Source organism: Melioribacteraceae bacterium (assembly GCA_035362835.1).
GTDB lineage: Bacteria > Bacteroidota > Ignavibacteria > Ignavibacteriales > Melioribacteraceae > DSXH01.
Map to the genome: position 1 here is coordinate 160,407 of DAOSDY010000004.1, position 20,800 is coordinate 181,206.

Annotated in this window: 19 protein-coding genes; 16 read left to right on the forward strand and 3 right to left on the reverse strand. The window is 39.4% G+C overall.

Annotated elements, in window-relative coordinates; translation table 11 throughout:
* Positions 1 to 4: 4 nt before the first annotated feature.
* The 7 genes from PLZ15_13745 (at position 5) to PLZ15_13775 (ending at position 7,797) form a co-directional block, all read left to right on the forward strand.
* Positions 5 to 1,030, forward strand: coding sequence for a rod shape-determining protein (locus PLZ15_13745; protein HOI30805.1), 1,026 nt, complete (start codon positions 5 to 7; stop codon positions 1,028 to 1,030).
* Positions 1,030 to 1,857 carry a rod shape-determining protein MreC gene (mreC, locus tag PLZ15_13750; GenBank protein ID HOI30806.1) on the forward strand — a complete coding sequence of 276 codons (828 nt, stop codon included), beginning with the start codon at positions 1,030 to 1,032 and terminating at the stop codon, positions 1,855 to 1,857. The genes PLZ15_13745 and mreC overlap by 1 nt, the downstream gene beginning before the upstream one ends.
* Positions 1,858 to 2,346, forward strand: a complete 489-nt coding sequence (gene mreD / locus PLZ15_13755) for a rod shape-determining protein MreD (protein ID HOI30807.1) — start codon at positions 1,858 to 1,860, stop codon at positions 2,344 to 2,346.
* The gene (gene mrdA / locus PLZ15_13760) at positions 2,343 to 4,157 is read left to right on the forward strand and encodes a penicillin-binding protein 2 (GenBank protein HOI30808.1); all 1,815 of its coding nucleotides are present in this window, start codon (positions 2,343 to 2,345) and stop codon (positions 4,155 to 4,157) included. The genes mreD and mrdA overlap by 4 nt, the downstream gene beginning before the upstream one ends.
* A 1-nt stretch (position 4,158) precedes the next feature.
* Positions 4,159 to 5,388 carry a rod shape-determining protein RodA gene (gene rodA, locus PLZ15_13765; protein ID HOI30809.1) on the forward strand — a complete coding sequence of 410 codons (1,230 nt, stop codon included), beginning with the start codon at positions 4,159 to 4,161 and terminating at the stop codon, positions 5,386 to 5,388.
* Positions 5,389 to 5,402: 14 nt separating this feature from the next.
* The gene (gene pyrF, locus PLZ15_13770) at positions 5,403 to 6,221 is read left to right on the forward strand and encodes an orotidine-5'-phosphate decarboxylase (protein ID HOI30810.1); all 819 of its coding nucleotides are present in this window, start codon (positions 5,403 to 5,405) and stop codon (positions 6,219 to 6,221) included.
* Positions 6,222 to 6,315: 94 nt separating this feature from the next.
* The gene (locus PLZ15_13775) at positions 6,316 to 7,797 is read left to right on the forward strand and encodes a DUF2851 family protein (GenBank protein HOI30811.1); all 1,482 of its coding nucleotides are present in this window, start codon (positions 6,316 to 6,318) and stop codon (positions 7,795 to 7,797) included.
* Here the strand turns inward: PLZ15_13775 and PLZ15_13780 are convergent.
* The 3 genes from PLZ15_13780 to PLZ15_13790 are packed head-to-tail and all read right to left on the reverse strand — an operon-like array spanning position 7,794 to position 10,124.
* Complete coding sequence (locus tag PLZ15_13780) at positions 7,794 to 8,396, reverse strand: bifunctional nuclease family protein (protein ID HOI30812.1); 603 nt, start codon at positions 8,394 to 8,396, stop codon at positions 7,794 to 7,796. The genes PLZ15_13775 and PLZ15_13780 overlap by 4 nt on opposite strands.
* 9 nt (positions 8,397 to 8,405) lie before the next feature.
* Complete coding sequence (locus PLZ15_13785; GenBank protein HOI30813.1) at positions 8,406 to 9,368, reverse strand: electron transfer flavoprotein subunit alpha/FixB family protein; 963 nt, start codon at positions 9,366 to 9,368, stop codon at positions 8,406 to 8,408.
* Between the two features lie 9 nt (positions 9,369 to 9,377).
* A complete protein-coding gene (locus PLZ15_13790) occupies positions 9,378 to 10,124 on the reverse strand; it encodes an electron transfer flavoprotein subunit beta/FixA family protein (protein ID HOI30814.1) in 747 nt (248 codons plus the stop codon).
* A 117-nt stretch (positions 10,125 to 10,241) separates the two neighbouring features.
* Here PLZ15_13790 and PLZ15_13795 point away from each other — a divergent pair, with 117 nt between their 5' ends.
* From PLZ15_13795 to mltG, 9 genes are all read left to right on the forward strand, one after another.
* The gene (locus tag PLZ15_13795) at positions 10,242 to 10,529 is read left to right on the forward strand and encodes an ATP-dependent Clp protease adaptor ClpS (protein HOI30815.1); all 288 of its coding nucleotides are present in this window, start codon (positions 10,242 to 10,244) and stop codon (positions 10,527 to 10,529) included.
* A gap of 101 nt (positions 10,530 to 10,630) precedes the next feature.
* Positions 10,631 to 11,710, forward strand: coding sequence for a redox-regulated ATPase YchF (gene ychF, locus PLZ15_13800; protein ID HOI30816.1), 1,080 nt, complete (start codon positions 10,631 to 10,633; stop codon positions 11,708 to 11,710).
* 11 nt (positions 11,711 to 11,721) lie between these two features.
* Entirely contained in the window at positions 11,722 to 13,545 is a 1,824-nt protein-coding gene (gene typA, locus PLZ15_13805) for a translational GTPase TypA (protein ID HOI30817.1), read from the forward strand.
* A gap of 36 nt (positions 13,546 to 13,581) precedes the next feature.
* Entirely contained in the window at positions 13,582 to 15,045 is a 1,464-nt protein-coding gene (locus PLZ15_13810; protein ID HOI30818.1) for an aminoacyl-histidine dipeptidase, read from the forward strand.
* An 82-nt stretch (positions 15,046 to 15,127) separates the two neighbouring features.
* Positions 15,128 to 16,849, forward strand: a complete 1,722-nt coding sequence (locus PLZ15_13815) for an AMP-binding protein (GenBank protein HOI30819.1) — start codon at positions 15,128 to 15,130, stop codon at positions 16,847 to 16,849.
* A gap of 83 nt (positions 16,850 to 16,932) precedes the next feature.
* Positions 16,933 to 17,547, forward strand: coding sequence for a dephospho-CoA kinase (gene coaE, locus PLZ15_13820; protein ID HOI30820.1), 615 nt, complete (start codon positions 16,933 to 16,935; stop codon positions 17,545 to 17,547).
* 78 nt (positions 17,548 to 17,625) lie between these two features.
* Positions 17,626 to 18,525, forward strand: coding sequence for a proline dehydrogenase family protein (locus PLZ15_13825; protein HOI30821.1), 900 nt, complete (start codon positions 17,626 to 17,628; stop codon positions 18,523 to 18,525).
* A 51-nt stretch (positions 18,526 to 18,576) separates the two neighbouring features.
* On the forward strand, positions 18,577 to 19,605 hold the full coding sequence (gene tsaD, locus PLZ15_13830; protein ID HOI30822.1) for a tRNA (adenosine(37)-N6)-threonylcarbamoyltransferase complex transferase subunit TsaD: 1,029 nt from the start codon (positions 18,577 to 18,579) through the stop codon (positions 19,603 to 19,605).
* A 114-nt stretch (positions 19,606 to 19,719) separates the two neighbouring features.
* Entirely contained in the window at positions 19,720 to 20,766 is a 1,047-nt protein-coding gene (gene mltG / locus PLZ15_13835) for an endolytic transglycosylase MltG (GenBank protein HOI30823.1), read from the forward strand.
* Positions 20,767 to 20,800: the final 34 nt, after the last annotated feature.

Below are 20,800 nucleotides of genomic sequence, written 5' to 3' on the forward strand. Positions count from 1 at the left end.
AACAATGGGAATTTTTGATCTCTTCTCAACTGATGTTGCAATTGATCTTGGCACTGCCAATACATTAATCTACATTAAAGGAAAAGGAATTGTCTTAAACGAACCGTCGATTGTAGCTTTCGACCGGAATACTAAACGGATTATCGAGCTTGGGAATAAAGCAAAGGAAATGCAGGGTAGAGAACACCGGGAAATACGTGTTACTCGTCCCATGCGCGATGGCGTTATTGCCGATTTTGAAATTGCCGAAGGAATGATAAGAGCTTTTATTAAAAGGGTTACTCCCAATACATTCGCAAGTAAAAGGATTGTTATCGCTGTTCCTAGCGGCGTTACTGAAGTTGAAAAACGTGCTGTCCGCGATGCCGCCGAACATGCTGGCGCTAAAGAGGTTCATCTGGTTGCCGAACCTATGGCTGCCGCTATTGGCATTGGCGTGGATGTTGAAGCTCCTGTCGGCAATATGATAATCGACATTGGAGGCGGAACTACAGAAATTGCTGTAATCGCCCTCGCAGGTATTGTGAATGAAGAATCGATCAGGATTGCAGGCGATGAAATGAATAATGCCATTATGCAGTTCTTTAAGAAAAATTATAATCTCCTTATCGGCGAAAGAACTGCTGAAGCAATTAAATGTGAAGTCGGTTCTGCAGTACCCCTCAAAGAGGAAGTTACAATTCAGGTGAAAGGGCGCGACCTCGTCGGAGGAATCCCCAAAACCGCTGAAGTCAGTTCTGTAGAAATACGCGAAGCTCTTAATGAAAATGTGGCGCAGATTGTAGATGCAATTAAACAGACTCTCGAAAGAACTCCTCCGGAATTAAGCGCCGATATTCTGGATCGCGGCGTAATGATTACCGGCGGCGGTGCTCTGCTTAAAGGCCTCGATGAAAGAATTAGAATGGAAACAAACCTGCCTGTGCATGTAGCCGATGATCCTCTAACTGCTGTTGTTAGAGGCGCCGGTAAAGCAATAGAAAACTTAAACAAATACTCAAAGGTCTTTATCCGTAAAAGAACTTACTAATGCTAAATTTTTTAAGACGATTTACATATCAGTTCAAGGAATACCTGATATTAGTACTGCTTGTAATTATCAGTCTCACTCTTCTTGCCAGTAATGAAAAACCGGAAGTAAAAAAAATCAGAACCTTCGCATTCGGAAGTTTTGCTATTCTTAACAGTTTACTGGATTCATTCGGGGATTTGTTCACCAGCGATCCTTCAATTGATCAGCTGAAAATAGAAAACGCTAAACTTAATCTCGAACTTAATCGATTGAGGAAACAGGGGATTGAAAATCAAAACCTCCGGGATATGCTATCGATGAAGGATTCAAGCCGGTATCAGCTTATTGCTGCCGACGTCGTTTCAAAACTCGTCAACAAAGTTCAGGGCAGCTTTATTATCAATAAAGGAAGTCTGAGCGGAGTTCGTATCGGCATGCCTGTTGTCAATCATCAGGGATTGATTGGAATTATTTCTGATGTTGCCGGTAAGTTCTCTGTTGTAAAAACTCTTTTTAACAGTTCTCTAAATATAGCAGTTACTCTTCAGAAGATAAATGTTGACGGAGTACTTAACTGGAACGGTAAAGAATTAATTATAAAAAACATCCCGACTACATATGAAATAGAAGTAGGGGATAACGTAGCAACTTCGGATTTCAGCACATTATTTCCTCCGGATATTCCGGTTGGAATTATTTCGGAAAAAGAATCAATCGCTTTAGGTTTACTTCACACTCTTTCAGTTGAACCATATGCGGATATCTCTGCCGTAAGTAATTTGTTCATTGTTAATATCATCCCGAGTAAACAGATCAATCAATTAGAAATGAACTTGATGAAATAAATGTTTTTTAATTATGTAAAACCGTTAATATTTTTTATACCTCTTGCTGCAATTCAGCTTGTTTTGGTACCACTTATTAGTGTTATTAATATTGCGCCGGATCTCATTGTTATTCTGGTTGTTTATTTTGCACTGTTGAACGGTCAGGTTTACGGAACTTTATTGGGTTTTATTACCGGATTTATCTTCGACCTTATCTCCGGGGGTTTACTCGGTGCTTCAATGTTTGCTCTTACGGTTTCCGGATTTGTGGCTGGTTACTTTTATAACGAAAATAAAATTGATATAAATACAGTGACATTTCTTTTTATTATTATCCTGTTTTTATGCGGTACTGTCAATTCATTCCTTTACTCAAGTGTGGCAAATGACAATCCTGATATGGGAATTCTGAGATTATTTTTTGAAGCGGGGATCCTGCCCGGTTTGTACACTGCGATCCTGGGTTTACCGATTGTAATTTTCAGCTCTAAGAAGGGGATCGAATGAACGATACCAATTTCGGTTCAGTTATTAGAAGAAGAATATTCCTGACTGTAATAATCGGTTTTATTGCGGTGATCTTTTTCCAGCTTTTCAGCATGCAGATTCTTAATCAGCCGGCTTACTCAACTAAAGCGGATGAAAACAGCGTTAAACCGATTTATCAGACTGCTCCTCGCGGTCTCTTTTTCGACCGGAATAACCAGGTCCTTGTTGGTAACAAACCCTCTTTTACTCTGCGTATTACCCCGGCCGATTATGACAGTAAACTCACTCCTTATATTGAAGCAATTCTCGGAGTTCCTGAAGGATATATCGATAAGATTCTTAAACAGAATGAACAATTCTCACGTTTTATTCCGCGACGGGTTGCAAAGGATGTCGACTTCAAGGTAATTGCTTGGTACGAGGAGAATTCAGCAAAACTGCCCGGTCTCGATTACGTTATAGAAACTCAGCGCGACTATTCTTTTGGAGTTATGGGGTCACATCTTTTCGGTTATAGTAAGGAAATTTCCTCTGTCCAACTTCAAAGAAGAAAAGAAGATTACTCGATGGGCGATGAAATCGGTTTCAGCGGGATTGAAAAAACTTATGAGGATATTCTAAAAGGTAATAAAGGAATTAAATATGTGCTGGTTGACTCTCACCAGAAAACAATTGGAAAGTATAAGGATGGTGAAGAAGACCGGACGGCGGTAAAAGGATACGACCTGGTTCTGACTATCGATAAAGATGCACAGATGGTTGCTGAAGCGGCCTTTAAGGATAAGAGAGGCGCACTGGTAGCTATTGAACCGTCAACTGGAGAAATACTGGCCTTTGTTAGTGCCCCTGAATTCAATCTGCAGGATTTTGCATCTGTTACTTCAAATGAAGTATGGACAAAATTGAATACTGATCCGGATAAACCGATGTTCAACCGCGCAACTATGTCAATCTATTCTCCCGGATCAACTTATAAAATGTTGGCCGCACTCACGGCGCTTGAAGAAGGTATAATCGATACAACTTTTCGGGTCCATTGCGGCGGGGGAATGCAATATGGCGACCGTTACTTTAAGTGTCTACACGTTCACGGAACTGTTAATGTAACAACAGCTATCGAAAAATCGTGTAATACTTTTTTTTATCAGCTGATTCTTAAAATCGGTCTCGATAAATGGTCGGAATATTCTAGCAGATTCGGATTCGGTAAAAAATCCGGTATCGATATTCCTGAAGAAAGTCCAGGTATCCTTCCTACTAGAAAATATTACGACAGGGCATTCGGTCTAAACAGATGGCCTAAAGGAATCCTTATCTCTCTCGGCATCGGGCAGGGGGAGTTGAGTGTTACTCCATTACAGCTTGCTCAATATGCCTCCCTTTTTGCAAATTACGGGAAGTCGGCAAGACCCCATTTTCTTAAAGGATATATAGAAACCCAGACAGGTAAATATACAGGTGTAGAACCCAGAGTGTTCGACTTAAAAATTAGTTCTAAATCGTTTGATGTTGTTAGATATGCGATGTTCAAGGTTGTTAATGGAGCCGGTACTGCAGGCAATATAAGGTTGCCCAATATTCATATAGCCGGTAAGACAGGTACTGCACAGAATCCTCACGGAGAAGATCACGCAGTCTTTTTAGGCTTCGCTCCGTATGAAAATCCTAAAATTGCAATTGCAGTTATTGTGGAGAATGTCGGCTTCGGTAGTGTTCACGCTGCCCCCATCGCAAGAGATGTTATTAAAGCTTATCTGGAAAAAGGAAGTGCGACACAGATAATTCAAAGTGACTATTTGAGCGAGTTAAAAGGAACGGAGATACGTTAAATTGCAGATTAATTATAAGCTTCAGGATAAATTCGATCTTTCAATTTTTCTACCATTTTTTGTCCTTACTATACTTGGACTGATTGCTGTCTATAGTTCAACGGTAAATCATCCTACTGCGAGCGGCAATTTTCAGAAACAACTCTATTCAGCAATAGTATCTCTTATTGCATTCTTTATTGTTTTCTCGCTTCCCCAACAGTTATTTAAAATGCTTGCCGTTCCTTCCTATCTGCTTTCTGTTCTGCTTCTTCTTTTAGTTCTCTTTGCAGGTAAAACAGTCTATGGCTCGAAGAGCTGGTTGAGTTTTGGACCGATCGGTTTTCAACCTTCGGAGTTTGCCAAGCTTGGTACCATTCTCTGTCTTTCAAACTGGCTTACTTATAAGAATCGGGATATAAACAATATTAAAGATATAGGTGTAGCCCTTGCTATCGGATTTCTGCCGGTTATATTGATTTTACTCGAACCGGATACGGGCACTTCCATTGTCTTTATTATTATTACGCTTTCTCTCATCTATTGGAGCGGTATAAGTCTGTTTGGCCTCTTTGTAGTTATTTCCCCGGGTGTTGTTGTAATTGCTTCGTTATTCGGAACTCTCGTATTTATACTCTCCCTGATAATGGTTGTAATAGCCCTCTTTCTATTTAAAAGAGATCTATTTAACAGTATAACTGTTTTCGTTATAAATTTAGGAGCGAGTTTCTTTTTTGATTATGCATTCAGAATTTTAAAACCGCATCAGCAGAAGAGAATAGAATCATTCCTGGATCCTTCTATGGATCCACTCGGATCCGGTTATAACGCTCTGCAGGCTAAACTCGCTATCGGTTCCGGAGGGTTTACCGGAAAAGGATTCCTTCAGGGAAACCAGACTCAATTGAGATTTATTCCGGAACAATGGACTGATTTTATTTACTGTGTAATTGGCGAGGAGTTCGGTTTTCTGGGAAGCATACTTGTACTGTCCCTCTTCCTTATTATTTTTTTAAGACTCATCAATATTTCCAATCTTGCGAAGGACAGATTCAGTGTTTTAATAATCGTTGGTATACTGAGTTTGATGTTCAGTCATTTTGCAATTAATATTGGAATGAATGTCGGTATCACTCCTGTTGTCGGATTGCCTCTTCCATTCCTTAGCTACGGCGGAAGTTCTCTTCTTGTCAATATGATAATGATGGGGATTGTACTTAACATTTATCGTAACAGAAAAATGCATACATGAAAAAATAAAGGCTTATGATGAATGCGCTTCAAAAACTGAATGAAAGGTTTAAAAACGGATTCCATATTTGTGTAGGTCTCGATACTGACATAACGAAAATCCCGAAACATCTTTTAAAAAATTCTAATCCTGTTGAAGAATTCAATAAAATTATTATTGATAATACGCACCGACATGCTGCGGCCTACAAAATAAATTTCGCTTTTTATGAAAAGGATGGCTCTAAAGGATTTGATAATATCCATAGAATTCTTGAATATCTTAAAAATCTCCCGTGTTTAATAATTGCAGATGCTAAAAGAGGCGATATCGGTAATACTTCTCTTATGTATGCACAATCGGTTTTCGATCATTTCGGTTTCGATGCCGTTACTCTTCACCCGTATATGGGCTTTGATTCCATTGAACCTTTTCTCAATTACCAGGATAAATTGAATTTCATTCTGGCCTTAACTTCCAATCCGGGATCCGCAGATTTTGAAAAGCAAATGTTGGCTGATAATACCTTCCTTTATCAGAAAGTAATTAGTAAAGTCCTGAAGTGGAATAACCTGAAAAATTGCGGGATCGTATTCGGGGCTACCAATCTTAATGAGCTTCAGGATAATATAAATTCTTTCGGAGAATTGCCTGTGCTTCTTCCCGGTGTTGGATCTCAGGGCGGAGACTTGAATGAAGTTGTCTCTGTGTTTAACTCGGTCAACAATCGTAATTTTCTTATAAATGTTAGCAGAGCTTTGATCTATAGCGACGGCTCGGAGAACTTCGGCCGGAAGGCTTATGAGTACATCTCATTTATGAATGATTCTGTTGCGGGAATAATTTCAAAATAAGTAATAGCATTTTGACAATTTAAATATTAACTTGAACAGCAGTTTAATAGCAGCGACTTTATCTTAGTCAGATAACAATACAAACTCATGGACTATGAGTTCTGATATAAAGGTCCCCGAAAGCTTGCTGTACGAAGTTTGGCAGAAACAATCCTACAAATCCTCTCTGAAAACAGAGACGGGCGATGAAATTTCAATCCTCGATTCCGGAAGTAAAAACGATGACTTTGCCGGTCCAGACTTTAAAAACGCACGAATCCGGATCGGTAACCTTACTTACGTTGGTGATATTGAAATAGACAGCAGTTATGCCGATTGGAAAAATCACGGTCATAATATCGATAATAAGTATAACAGCGTTGTACTGCATGCTACGTTTGTTAATAAAAATCATCAGCCTCATGTTTATACTCGTAATGGCAGGAAAGTCCCTTCTATCTGTCTGGCCCCATTCATCGATGATTCTTTACTTGAAAACTTGAAACAATCTATCAGTGGTGATAAAGAGGAAGTCGTCACTAATATGAAGTGTTCTTCAGTTTCAGTGTCCATAAGCAGTGAAATAAAAGAAAAATTTCTTTCTCAACTGGGTGTCGACCGTTTTCATAAAAAATGTAACCGGATATTTGAAAGATTAAAAGAACTTCAATTCCTCAATGAACTTAATATTAAAGAGCCGGTAATCGGTTACGAACTTTCATCCCGTTTCCATGAGAAAAAATTCCAGCACTCGGATTTTTCGAATAAATTATTGTGGCAGCAGCTCTTTTACGAACTCCTGTTCGAAGCGCTCGGCTATTCAAAAAATAAAGTCCAGATGACCGAACTAGCTCAGATCGCTAATGTCAATTTTCTGAAAAAAATTGAGAGCGACGGAATCCTGATCGATAAATACGAAGCACTCCTCCTTTATATAAGCGGTTTGGCAAATTCCTCAGATAAAGTTAACAGTCCCGACTCTAAAAATTATATTGAACGGATTCTTCTCAACTGGAATGCTGTAAAACCATTTTACGACGGCAGGTATATGGAGGAATCCAACTGGCACTTTTTCAGACTTCGGCCTCAGAATTTCCCGACAATTAGAATGGCTGCCGGTGCACGATTGCTGAAAGAACTTCTTCACGGTAATATGATAAATATAATAGCCAAGAAGATAACGGAAATTCATAACCTTACAGTATTGATTAATTCGCTAAGGTCCTTGTTTGTTGTAAGATCCGAGGGCTTCTGGAAAAACCACTACACTTTGGATCAGGCGGCAAGCAGCGAAATTAAATATTTTGTCGGAGCCACAAGAGCGGATGAAATAGTAATTAATGTTGTCCTTCCGTTCTTTGCTGTTTATTTCGAAGTATTCGGCAGCCCGAACATCACAAAGAAAATATTGAAAATCTATTCCATTTATGAACAGCGGTCGGAAAATCAGATAGTTGTAGACGTCGGAAAATCTCTCAACATGAATGATAGTGTAAGGAGATCGGTTCTTGCACAGGGAATGATAGATCTATTTAGAAATTATTGTTCTAAAAACAAGTGTCTTGAATGTGAAATCGGAAAGATTATATTTAATTAGTTCTGAGTCCCAGAAAGCTTATTTATCTCGTCCCTTATTTTTGCTGCCCTTTCATAATCCTCTTTTTCTATAGCTTCTCTTAATTGATCCTGCAATTGTGCTAATTTTGTTTCCGGTATACTCTTTTTGCGCGGTTTCGCTTCTGATTCATGTGTATGAGGGAGTTCTTCAGATTCATCAATTTCTTCGCTTGATGGTACAAACGAGGCGGTACGCATTACATCCTCTGCAACGTAAAGAGGTGCTCCGGTTCTTACGGCAAGCGCAATCGCATCGCTCGGTCGAGAATCTATTTCGTTGGATAATGTGGCTACTTCAATTTTGATCTTTGCGTAGAATGTATTCTCTTTAAGTTCATCAATTATTATTTCAGTGACAGTCGCACCCAGATTATCAATCAGGTTTTTCAGCAGATCATGTGTAAGGGGACGGGGCGGTTTTATCCCCTCCATTTCAAGCGCGATCGATTGAGCTTCGAAAGAACCGATAATTATCGGTAGCCTCCTTACTCCATAAACTTCTTTAAGCAGTAGAGCGTAAGCTCCGCCAGCCGATGGACTGGCGGAGAGTCCTAATATTTCTACTTGTACCTTATTCACAATTCCCTATTATTTAATTTTTTTTATCTCTTCAATTAATGCCGGCACTACTTCAAATACATCGCCAACTATTCCATAATCGGCAACCTGAAAGATCGGAGCGTCTTTATCCTTATTCACTGCAACAATATACTTTGAGGAACGCATTCCAGCCAGATGCTGAATGGCGCCTGAAATACCTAGTGCAATATATAATGTGGGTGAGACTGTCTTTCCTGTCTGGCCAACCTGCTCACCATGAGGCCGCCATCCGGCATCTACTACCGCTCTGGAAGCACCTGATGCTGCACCAAGAAGTTCCGATAATTCCTCAATCATTTTAAAGTGTTCGGGACCTTTCATACCTCTTCCGCCCGATACGATTATCTCGGCTTCGGCTACATCCAGTTTACCCTCAGATTTCTTAATCTCAATCACCTTTGTTGTTAAATCCGGGTTCTCAGCATTTTGTACGGTTACGTTTGCCGTAGTTCCGTCCGGTGTACCTGCATTGAAAACATTTGGGCGTAATGTGAAAATTTTAACCGGACTTGTCAATTTAATATCAAGAAGCACTTTACCGGCATAAATTGGACGAGTTGCAATCAATTCACCGTTTTGAATTTCGATTGACGTACAATCCATTGCGAGTCCGGCATCAATTCGTGCGGATAATCGGGGAGCTAAGTCTTTCCCCAGACTTGTATTGCCGATAAATACTATAGAGCCGTTTACATTTTTAATATATTCCGACAGAATTTTAGAATAACCGCTTGGAGAATAGTCCTTCAGTTCCGCATTTTTTATATGAGTTACATTGTGAATTCCAAATCCTCCAACCTGATCAAGATTTTCGATTTCATTACCGATTACAACAGCTTCGGATTCGAATGATAGTTTAGCAGCAAACTCTGATGCGGCTTTAACTGCTTCCAAAGACGCTTTCTTGATCTGCCCGTTTCTCTGTTCAAGTATTGCAATTATTTTATTCATTTGTCACCTCTATATTACCTTTGCTTCTTCGCGAAGCAGTCTTACCAATTCCGGAACCGCCGAAGCATCGGTGCCTATTATTTTCCCTGCCTGTTTAGGAGCAGGTCTTTTCATTCCTACTATTTCAACAAAATTAGCCGCAGCAGTTATTGTCTTTTCTGCTATTACTTTTTTCTTTGCAGCCATAATTCCTTTTAACGATGCATATCTCGGCTCGTTCAATCCTTTTTGTGCGGTTATTACTGCCGGAAGAGAGGATTCTACAACTTCTTTTCCCCCTTCTATCTCACGCTCGGCCGTAATTTTTTGCCCGTCCAGAGTAAATCCAACAACAACTGAAATACAATTATAACCGAGTATTTCAGACGTAATCTGTCCAACAACAGAATTATCGAAATCAACTGATTGTTTCCCGAAGAAAACCAATTCGGCATTCTGATTTTTTATTTCCTCTGCAAGAGCTTTTGCGACTGCCAGAGAGTCCCTGTAGGAATCGTCTTTAAGAAGAACGGCTTCGTCAACTCCCATTGCAAGAGCTTTACGAAGAGTTTCCTTATTTGCTTCACCGCCAAGACTGATAGCAACTGTCTCGCCTCCGGTTTTTTCCTTGGTCTTCAATGCTTCTTCAATTGCAAATTCATCGTAAGGATTCAACACATATGTTACACCGGCAGGGTCGATTCCTTTACCCTCGCTTGAAATATTTATTTTTGCGGCTGTATCCGGTACATGACTAATACAAACAGCAATTTTCATCAATCCTCCCTGAAAAAATTAAATAATATTACTGTTTTCGATTTTCGAGCTGCAATATAATCAAAATTTATTTTTAGGGAGCAATTTTATAACTTGTCGTTGTAAATGGGAACTCTTATGCAGACAGAAAAACCTGAAGGAATTATAGAGCCCGATATAACAAACGAATCCACTACCGGAATTCCGTACAAGGTAATTCTTTTTAACGATGATGTTCATTCATTCGATGAAGTGATAAATCAACTTATGATCGCAATAAACTGCAGTTTTGAACATGCGCGTGCCCTGGCATTTGAAACTCATGTGAAGGGTAAATCCGTCGTTTTCACTGGCGACCTCGCAAAGTGTCTGAAAGTTTCTTCCGTTCTTGAGGAAATAGCTCTCCATACGCAGATTATTTCATAACATAAATCCTCCTTTTAGCGGTTTCTGGTTTTATAAAGTAATTATTCAAATGAAAATGGTTATATTTGAACCCCATTTTTTCTAATTGTTAAGAGATATAAATGCAGATTGGTTTAGTAGGGCTCCAATTTTCCGGAAAAACATCGCTTTTTAACACTTTATCAAAAGGGGCTACCCATTCACCAGGTCAGAAGGATGAAGCTTCCATTGAAGTTGTTAAAATCCCGGATGAGAGACTTGATAAGCTTTCAAAAATTTTCAATCCTAAAAAACAGGTGAACGCTACTATCGAAGTCTTTGATATCCCCGGCTTAAGAATGTCTGAAGATAATAAAGTTAAGATCACCTCCGGTTTCCTTAATAGCGTCCGGAATAACGATGCGCTCTTTTATATTGTCAGGGCTTTTAAGGACGATTCTGTCCCTCACCCTATGAATAGTATCAATCCTCTTAGGGATATCGAATTTCTTGAGACGGAATTTTTACTTTCCGATCTAGCGTTCCTGGAGAATCGTTTAGAGAAATTGAAAAAAGATCTTCAGAAATCGAAAGATGAAAAGCTGAAAAGAGAAATACCGTTAATTGAAAAGTGTTTTGCACATTGCGAAAAGGAATTACCGCTAAGGACTCTCATTCTTGATGAAAATGATCTTAAAATTCTCGGCGGATATCAGCTCTTAACTTTGAAGCCACTCGCTATTGCAGTTAATTATGATGAATCATCCATCCCCTTAGTTGATCAGGAAGTAAAAAACCTGAAAGATAATCTTCAGAAATCGGGTGCGATGGTTATTCCGTTCTTTGCAAAAATTGAACTGGAACTTTCACAGATGAGCGAAGAGGATCAAGCCGTCTTCATGCAGGATTACGGTATCTCCGAATCCGCCCTTGCAAAAATTTTGAGAACATCTTACGAAATACTTGGACTTCAATCCTTCTTTACGGTTGGCGAGGATGAATGCCGTGCCTGGACGATTAAGAAAAATTATAATGCGCAGCAGGCTGCTGGTGTTATTCATACCGACTTTTTCAATCGGTTTATTAGAGCTGAAGTAGTTCATTACGAGGATTTTCTTCAGCATGGATCTTTTAATAAATGTAAAGAAGCAGGTTCATGGCGTCTCGAAGGGAAAGAATATATAGTTAAGGATGGAGATATTCTTAACATTAGACATAATTGAAAGGAATTTCATTGAAAGTAGAAAACATTCGTAATCTTGCGATAATTGCTCATGTTGATCATGGCAAAACAACTTTAGTCGATTATATGCTTAAGCAGACAGGTGTTTGGAGAGCTAACCAGCAGGTTGATACCAGAATTATGGATTCCAATCAGCTGGAAAAGGAACGTGGAATTACCATACTTGCCAAGAACTGCAGCATTAATTATAAAGGGATTAAAATCAACATTGTAGATACACCCGGCCACGCCGATTTCGGCGGGGAAGTCGAACGGACTTTAAGAATGGTCAACGGTGTTCTCCTGCTTGTAGATGCTGCGGAAGGCCCTCTCCCTCAAACAAAATTTGTTCTTAAGAAATCTCTCGACCTCGGATTGAAACCGATTGTTGTTATAAATAAAATTGACAGAAAGGATGCCCGGCCAAATCAGGTTCTCAATGAAGTATTCGATCTTTTTGTTTCGCTCGGCGCAAATGATGAGCAACTCGATTTCCCGTTCGTTTTTGCAATTGCAAAACAGGGAATTGCCAAACTTCAGCTCGAGGATGAGAGAAGCGACTTGGAAGTCCTTCTCGAACAGATTGTTAAGCACGTTCCGCCTCCGACAATTACTGACGAGCCGTTCAGAATGCTAGTGTCGGCTATTGATTATAACGATTATCTCGGAAGAATTGGAATCGGAAGAGTCCACAGCGGAAAATTATCCGTCGGGGACCAGATAACTCTCATTACGCGCGAAGGGGAAAAATTTAATTCGAAGATCTCAAGGCTCTATACTTTTGAAAATATTAAGAGGGTGGAAGTTGATGAATTAAGCGCCGGCGATATAGGTGCCTTCGCAGGATTCGAAGATGTTGACATTGGAAATACTATCTGCAACCCCGCATTTACTGAACCTTTGCCCTTTGTTGCCATTGATGAACCGACTCTTACTATGAATTTTATTGTAAACAATTCACCGTTTGCAGGGCTGGAAGGGAAATATGTTACAACAAGAAATTTGAGTGAAAGACTTTCCAAGGAATTAAAAACGAATGTCTCTCTGCGTGTGGAAATGACCCAATCTCCGGATGTTTTCAAAGTTAGCGGAAGGGGAGAACTTCATCTGGCTATCCTTGTCGAAAATATGCGAAGAGAAGGGTATGAACTTCAGCTGAGCAAACCTGAAGTGATTATGAAAAAGATTGATGATGTGCTTTGCGAACCGTTCGAACACGTCATCATCGATGTGCCCGAAGAGTTTGTCGGCGTCGTTATTGAAAAACTGGGCAAGCGAAAAGGTGAAATGAAAAATATGATTTCATTTAATGATAATACGCGGCTCGAATTCTTAATCCCTGCAAGGGGACTTATCGGATACCGTTCGGAATTCATGACGGACACGAAAGGTACAGGAATACTTCATCACAATTTCCACGGATATGAACCATTCAAAGGTGAAATAAGTAATAGAACACGGGGTGCTCTTATCTCTATGGAAAGCGGAGTCGCCTCCGCATATGCTATGTGGAAACTTCAGGAAAGGACTCTCTTCTTTATTGAACCGGGTATTAAAGTTTATGAAGGAATGGTTGTAGGTGAAAATTCCAGGGACAACGATATGAGGATCAATGTTTGTAAAACCAAACAACTTACAAATATGAGAGCCTCAGGAGCCGACGAAGCTATCCGTCTGGAACCGCCCCGTTTATTAAGTCTCGAAACTGCTATTGAATGGATTAATGATGATGAATATGTTGAAGTTACGCCGCAGAATATCAGAGTTAGAAAAAAGTATTTAACAGAACTCGACCGTAAAAATGCCCGGCTTGCGGAGAAACAATCCGCTGGTTAAATTCTAAATGAAATTTTTGATTAAATGTGAGGTGTTATGAAAGCCATAGATGGTTTAGCCCCGGCGGTTCTATGGAATCGATTCTATGAAATCTCTCAGATTCCCCGTCCATCTAAACATGAGGAGAGAATTCGGCTCTACCTGAGAAACTTTGCCGGCACTAATAATCTTGAATTTAGAGAAGATAAAGTGGGTAATATTGTGATCACAATTCCCCCTAAACCCGGATTTGAAAACGTACCCGGCATTGTTCTTCAAAGCCATGTTGATATGGTCTGTGAAAAAAATAAAAATACTGACCACGATTTTTATAACGACCCGATTAATCTTGTTAGGGATGGTGAATGGATTAAAGCCGATGGAACCACTCTCGGTGCCGATAACGGTATCGGTGTTGCCGCAGCTCTCGCTATTGCAACCGATAACCATTTTAATCATGGTCCTATTGAATTACTCTTTACCGTTGATGAAGAGACAGGATTAACCGGCGCTAATAATCTTGAACCCGGTTTTATTAAGGGTAAATTCCTGTTGAATCTAGATACCGAGGAAGACGGATTTTATTATGTAGGCTGTGCCGGTGGTATGGATACAATGGGATCATTTAAAATCGAATCGGTTCAAATCGATGATTCATGGTTGCCCTATACTATTTTTGTCAGCGGCTTAAAAGGAGGACATTCCGGAATAAATATTTCTGATAAAAGAGCAAACGCAATTAAACTGCTTGCTCTCCTTCTTAATAAATTAAAAGTGATTGATTATTATGTCGTTATTATCTCAGGCGGTTCCAAAAGAAATGCCATTGCAAGAGAAGCTGAAGCTCAGATTCTGATTAAAAGTGAATATGAAGCAGTATTGCGCGAAAAAATAAACGAGTTCTCACTTGAATCGGTCCTTGAATTCAAATCGACCGACCGCGACTTAAAGATTACATTTGAAAAATCTGAAAGCGGAAAAACAGGAACAGTCTATACAAAGGATTTCACAAATAAAATCTTAAATGTTTTGCTCTCAATGCCTCACGGAGTAGTCTCAATGAGCCCGGATATCCCCGGACTTGTAGAAACCTCTACCAACCTTGCAACTGTTGTTGTTGAAAATGAACTGATGAAAATCGGCACAAGTCAGAGAAGTTCTATTGAGTCAGCAAAAAAGAATATTGCCGCATCCGTTAAAGCGGTGTTCGACCTGGCCGGTGCCGAGGTTATAGTGGGCGACGGGTACCCGGGCTGGCAGCCGAACCTGGATTCCAAACTGCTTCGCCTTTCCAGAAAAGTATTTAAGGATTTGTTCGGTCACACTCCTGAACTGAAAGCAGTTCATGCGGGTTTGGAATGCGGAATTCTGGGTGATAAATATCCGGGCCTGGAAATGATTTCTTTCGGACCGACAATTGAAGGTGCCCATTCACCCGATGAAAAAGTTAAAATTGAGGATGTTGAAAAATTTTACCGCCTCCTCAAGGCAATTTTAGTGGAAGTATCTAAGACTAAATAGATCCCGTCCCTTATGAAAGGGATTTTGTTCATTTAAATAAATTATATCGTCAGGATTATTTCCAACTAAAAATAGAGATGAAATGAAAAATGAACTAAAACTATATCCTGTCCCCAGAATTGAATCGATTCAGGATATGATCGTTCAATCGTCAAGAAAATTCAGCTCCAAAATTGCTTTGGAAGATCTAAATTCAACTCCTATCGGTAAATTGAATTTCAGAGAACTTCTTGATAACATTTTAAGGTTCGGTTCCGCATTAAGGGAAATCGGAATCAAAGAGCGTACTCATATCGCATTGATCGGCGAAAACCGCGTTCAATGGGCCGTATCCTATCTTACGGCTATGTGCTTCAATTATGTAATTGTTCCTATCGATAAAAATCTTACTACCAACGAGATAATGAATATCATGCATGAGTCGGACTCCGAAGCTGTTATTTTTGCCGGCTCCTACTCAGGAATTATGGCCGAAGGTAAATCATCTCTTAAAAAAATTAAACATTACATCTGTATGGACGAGACAGGCGAGGATAAAGAATTCCTCAATATGTCTAAATTAATCAGGCAGGCCAAAGAAATAACAACAGATAACCTTCCGAGGATTAATCCGAACGATCTTGCAGAGATTATTTTTACTTCAGGTTCACTGGGACGCGCAAAAGGTGTTATGCTTACTCAAAAGAACCTTGCGTCGAACCTGATGGATATGGTGAGCATGGTTCTAATAACCGAAGCCGACCGTTTCCTCTCCGTTCTTCCTATGCATCATACTTATGAATGTACGTGCGGTATGTTGTGCCCACTTTATTGCGGAGCCTCTGTGCATTATGCCCGCTCCTTGAAAACTGTAGTTGATGATATTCAGCAGGTGAAAGCAACTATTCTGCTCGGCGTTCCTCTCCTCTATGACAAAATGTTCCGGAGAATAGTTAAGACAATTAAAGAGAATAAGGTTAAAAATGTTATTGTACCGCCGCTTGTAAAACTTACAAACATTTTTGCCCAGGCAGGATTATCCAATATAAAGAAAAAAGTATTTTCAGAACTGCATCATAAATTCGGCGGAGCCGTAAGAATCTTTATTGCAGGCGGCGCCGCGCCCGACCCTCTTGTTGCAAAAGGTTTAAGAGAATTCGGATTTACTTTTATTCAGGGATATGGACTTACAGAAACCTCACCCATTCTGGCATTAAACCGTCTCGATAATTTGAAAGATAATGCCGCTGGAATTCCTCTCCCTTCAGTCGAAATTAAAATAAATAACCCCGACGAAAATGGAAGCGGCGAAATCTGGGCTAAAGGTCCCAGCGTTATGCTTGGATATTATAAAAATGATAAGGCAACTGCGGATACTTTTGATAACGGATGGTTTAAAACAGGGGATATCGGTTTCGTTGATAAGGATGGATTCCTGCATATAAACGGTAGACAAAAAAATGTTATTATTTCACGTACGGGCAAGAATGTATTCCCGGAAGAAATTGAAGATATCCTTAACAGAAGTCCTTTCATACTCGAATCCTTAATCTTCGGCGAAAAAGATCTTAAGCAGGATGAAATAATTGCTGCTCAGGTTGTTGCTGATGCCGAAGCGTTTATTGAATATTCCGGATCGAATAATGTATCTATTACCGGCGACCTGATTAATAAGATTGTTCAGGAGGAGATCGATAAAGCTAATAAACAGCTCCCATCCTATAAGCAAATTAAAAAAATATATATCCGCGAAAAAGAATTCGAAAAAACTACTACTCAGAAGATTAAAAGATATCTTGTTGGAAGCACAGACAATCAGGATTAGAAATTATTAGGGCAGCATCATAAACGGTGCTGCCTGCAATTAAGTTTATTTTTTCAACTGCTAATTTATTTCTGAAAATATAATTGGATAAACCGATTAAAATTGGCATAACGGGCGGAATTGGATCCGGCAAATCAATTGTAAGCGATTTAATCGAGAAGAGCGGCTTTGCTGTCATCCGTTCCGATCTCGTCGCTAAAGAATTAATGGCAACCGATCAGAAAATCCTTGGCAGAATTGTAAAAACTTTCGGAAAGGAATCTGTTGCCGGCGGCAAATTAAATACACATTACCTGGCCGGAAAAGTTTTTAACAATAAAAAAAATGTTGAATTGATTAATAGTATAGTCCATCCTCCTGTTATCCGGAAAATAAATGAAATGATTGAATCGGAATTCGCAAAATCGAAAATCGTTTTTGTTGAATCCGCCCTGATCTTTGAAGCAAAGATTAAAGATATGTTCGATTATGTTGTCCTGATTTATACCGCTAAAGATCTCAGAATTAAAAGGGTAATAAAGAGGGATAAAACAAATGAATCTGATATTATCTCGAGAATGACCTACCAGATTGACGATGAACTGAAAAGGGATAAAGTTGATTTTATTCTTGAAAACAATTCTACACTCGCAGAACTGAAGATTAAAGTTTCTTTCCTGTTAAAACTTCTCAATTCTATAGCTTCAAGTAGTAATTAAGACCTGTCGGTCCTTCCTTGATTTATATGGTATGTTAGGGTAATTTTGATAACTAATTTTTCAATTATAGGTGCTACTGTGAATCCATTTAACAAATTAATCGTCGAATTTGTAAAGTTATTACCAAAATCCGTTGTTTATCTGTTTGCTAAGAAGTATATCGCCGGCGAAAAACTTGAAGATGCCGTAAAAGTTGTTAAGGAATTGAATGCAAAAGGAATTGTTGCTACTATGGATGTTCTCGGAGAAGCTGTTACATCCAAAGCCGAATGTGAGGAAGCTAAGAAGGAATGTCTTGAAGTTCTTGATACGATCAATAAAAATAAGCTTAACTCCAATCTCTCTCTTAAGCCGACCCAGTTAGGACTTGTAATCGACCCCGACTTCTGTTACCAGCAGATATCAGAGATACTCGAGCGGGCAAAATCGTATAACAATTTTGTAAGAATCGATATGGAGGATTCGCCTACAACCGATGCTACTATCAACCTTTACAGAAAGCTTAGAGAGAAGTACAATAATGTTGGTATTGTTGTGCAATCTTATTTAAAACGGACACTCGACGATGTAAAATCACCGGAATTGAAAGGCACGAATTACCGGTTGTGTAAGGGAATCTATATTGAGCCTGAGGAAATTGCGTACAAAGGAAAACAGCCTGTCCGGGATAATTTTGTTAGGATTATGGAATACCTTCTTGATAACGGAAACTATGTGGGTATTGCTACTCATGATGATTATCTTATTGATCAGGCCTATAACCTGATTAAAAAGAAGAACATTGCCAGAGATAAATTTGAATTTCAGATGCTCTATGGCGTGAAGGAAAGGTCCAGAGACAGAATAAATGCCGACGGGTATAAAATAAGAATCTATGTTCCATTTGGAGATCACTGGTATAAATATTCAATACGAAGATTGCAGGAAAATCCGAACATGGCATGGCATATTACCAAGAGCATACTCACTTTTAACTGATTTTCAATTTTGCCTGTTTGAAAGATTAGAAAGGGATCTGTTACTAATAGAATGAATTTACTCGGAATAGAAACTTCATGCGATGAAACTTCGGTTGCAATTCTTTCGGACGGGGTGTTAAAAGCAAACCTTATTTCTTCACAGGATTTTCATCAGGATTTTGGAGGTGTTGTTCCCGAGCTCTCTAGCAGGGCGCACCTCCAGATTTTATTGCCTCTCATCAAAGATGCTCTCGCTAAGTCAAATCTTAAATTGCAGGATCTCGATGTTATTAGCGCAACTGCAGGTCCGGGACTTATCGGGGCTTTACTTGTAGGATTAACATTTGCTAAAAGCTTGTCATACAGTCTGGATAAACCTTTTATCCCTGTTAATCATATAGAGGGACATATTTTTTCCGGTTTTCTAATGGATGAAAAACCGGAATTCCCGTACCTCTGCCTTCTCGTTTCCGGAGGTCATACACTTCTGTTAATAGTAAAAAGTGATATTGAGATTATCCGTGTCGGATCCACTATAGACGACGCTGCGGGAGAGGCATTCGATAAAGTTTCCAAACTTCTCGGCTTGGGATATCCGGGCGGCCCAAAAATTCAAAGCGTATCTCAAAATTATGATTCAGAACTGATAAGTTTCCCCATTGCACGGTGTAAAAACGAATACGACTTTTCCTTCAGCGGACTTAAGACAGCTGTACTAAGGTATATTCAAAAAAAATATGGTACTGCTGATAATATTCCGGCCGATCACCTCCCGGTAATTGCTTCTTCATTCCAGTGGACAGCAGTTAAATCCCTAACTGATAAAGTAGAGAAGGCCCTTAGCAGTTTTGATGTAAAAGCTGTGTCTCTCGTCGGTGGAGTTGCGGCAAATAAACTCCTCAGGGAACAGTTCATTCGTATTGCAGACCGTTTTAATAAAAAGCTTGTAATCCCGTCTCAGGAATTCTGCGGGGATAATGCGGCGATGATAGCATACAGAGGAATGCGGCTTTATGAGTCGGGCTTCACATATTCTCTTGAATATAACGCATTCCCGGGTCTGCAGGATAATACAATTATCACGTCTTCCAGCCGGTAGATGTGATCGCCTTAATTTTTTTTATGCATTTTAGAATTTTTTCCCCCCTCATCTTATGGGTCTTTCCTATAAAAATAAAATCGATATATTTAAGAAACCGAATAAGGAACTCTATTGAATAATTCCTTCAAAAACATTCTTAAATCCGTCTTCTCCCGGAAAGAGATGATCTACATCGTTTCTTTTTTCTTCTTTGTCCTCGGTCTGCTGGTTTTCACTTTCTTCTTTCCCAACTATCATGATCTAAAAGAACCGGTTTTAGTTGAAGTAAAAAAAGGGCAAACGTTATCACAGATAAGTGATACTCTCTACCAGCGGAAAATTATTCCGAGTAAAATAAATATGAAGATTGCCGCTATCATCTACGGAGCGGAACGTAAAATTAAAGCCGGCCGATATGTTATCCCGAATGGATTGAGTTATCTTCAACTGGTCGAATTGCTTATTGAAGGCTCTCCTGATCCCGAAGTTTTAATTACAATCGGCGAAGGAATATGGCAGATGGATCTTGCAAAATTGTTGAAGGAAAATTTCGGGATCGATTCTTCCAGTGTGATTGAACTCAGCAGAAGTAAATCGTTCTTAAATTCGCTTGGTATTTATGCCGATAATCTGGAGGGTTATCTTCTGCCGGAAACATATTTCTTTTATGCGCATAGCGCCCCGGAGGAAATTCTACGTAAACTTGCTTCTGAAATGGATAAAATCTTTTCGGATAATAAAGTAATTGCGCGTATGAAGGAATTGAATATGGATAAGCACAAGATTCTTACAATGGCTTCCATAATCGATGCGGAGTCGAATCTTTTCAGCGAGTTTAAGACTATCTCGGGTGTTTATCACAACCGGCTTAAAAAAGGCATGCTTCTGCAGGCGGATCCGACTGTCCAATATCTGATTCGGGACAGGCGAAAGAATAAAATCTATTTCAAGGATCTTGAGATCGATTCGAAATATAATACATATAAATACGCCGGACTTCCGCCATCACCAATCAATAATCCTGGAAAAGACGCAATCTACGCTGCGCTTTATCCGGAGAATCATAAGTATCTCTATTTTGTAGCAAACGGGCAGGGCGGTCATTATTTTTCAACAAACATGAATGATCACTCCGTTAATGTCTCACGTTACAGACAATGGCGTGCGTCTCAAAAATGAATATGAAATTTTTATTTAAAATATCTTACTGTTT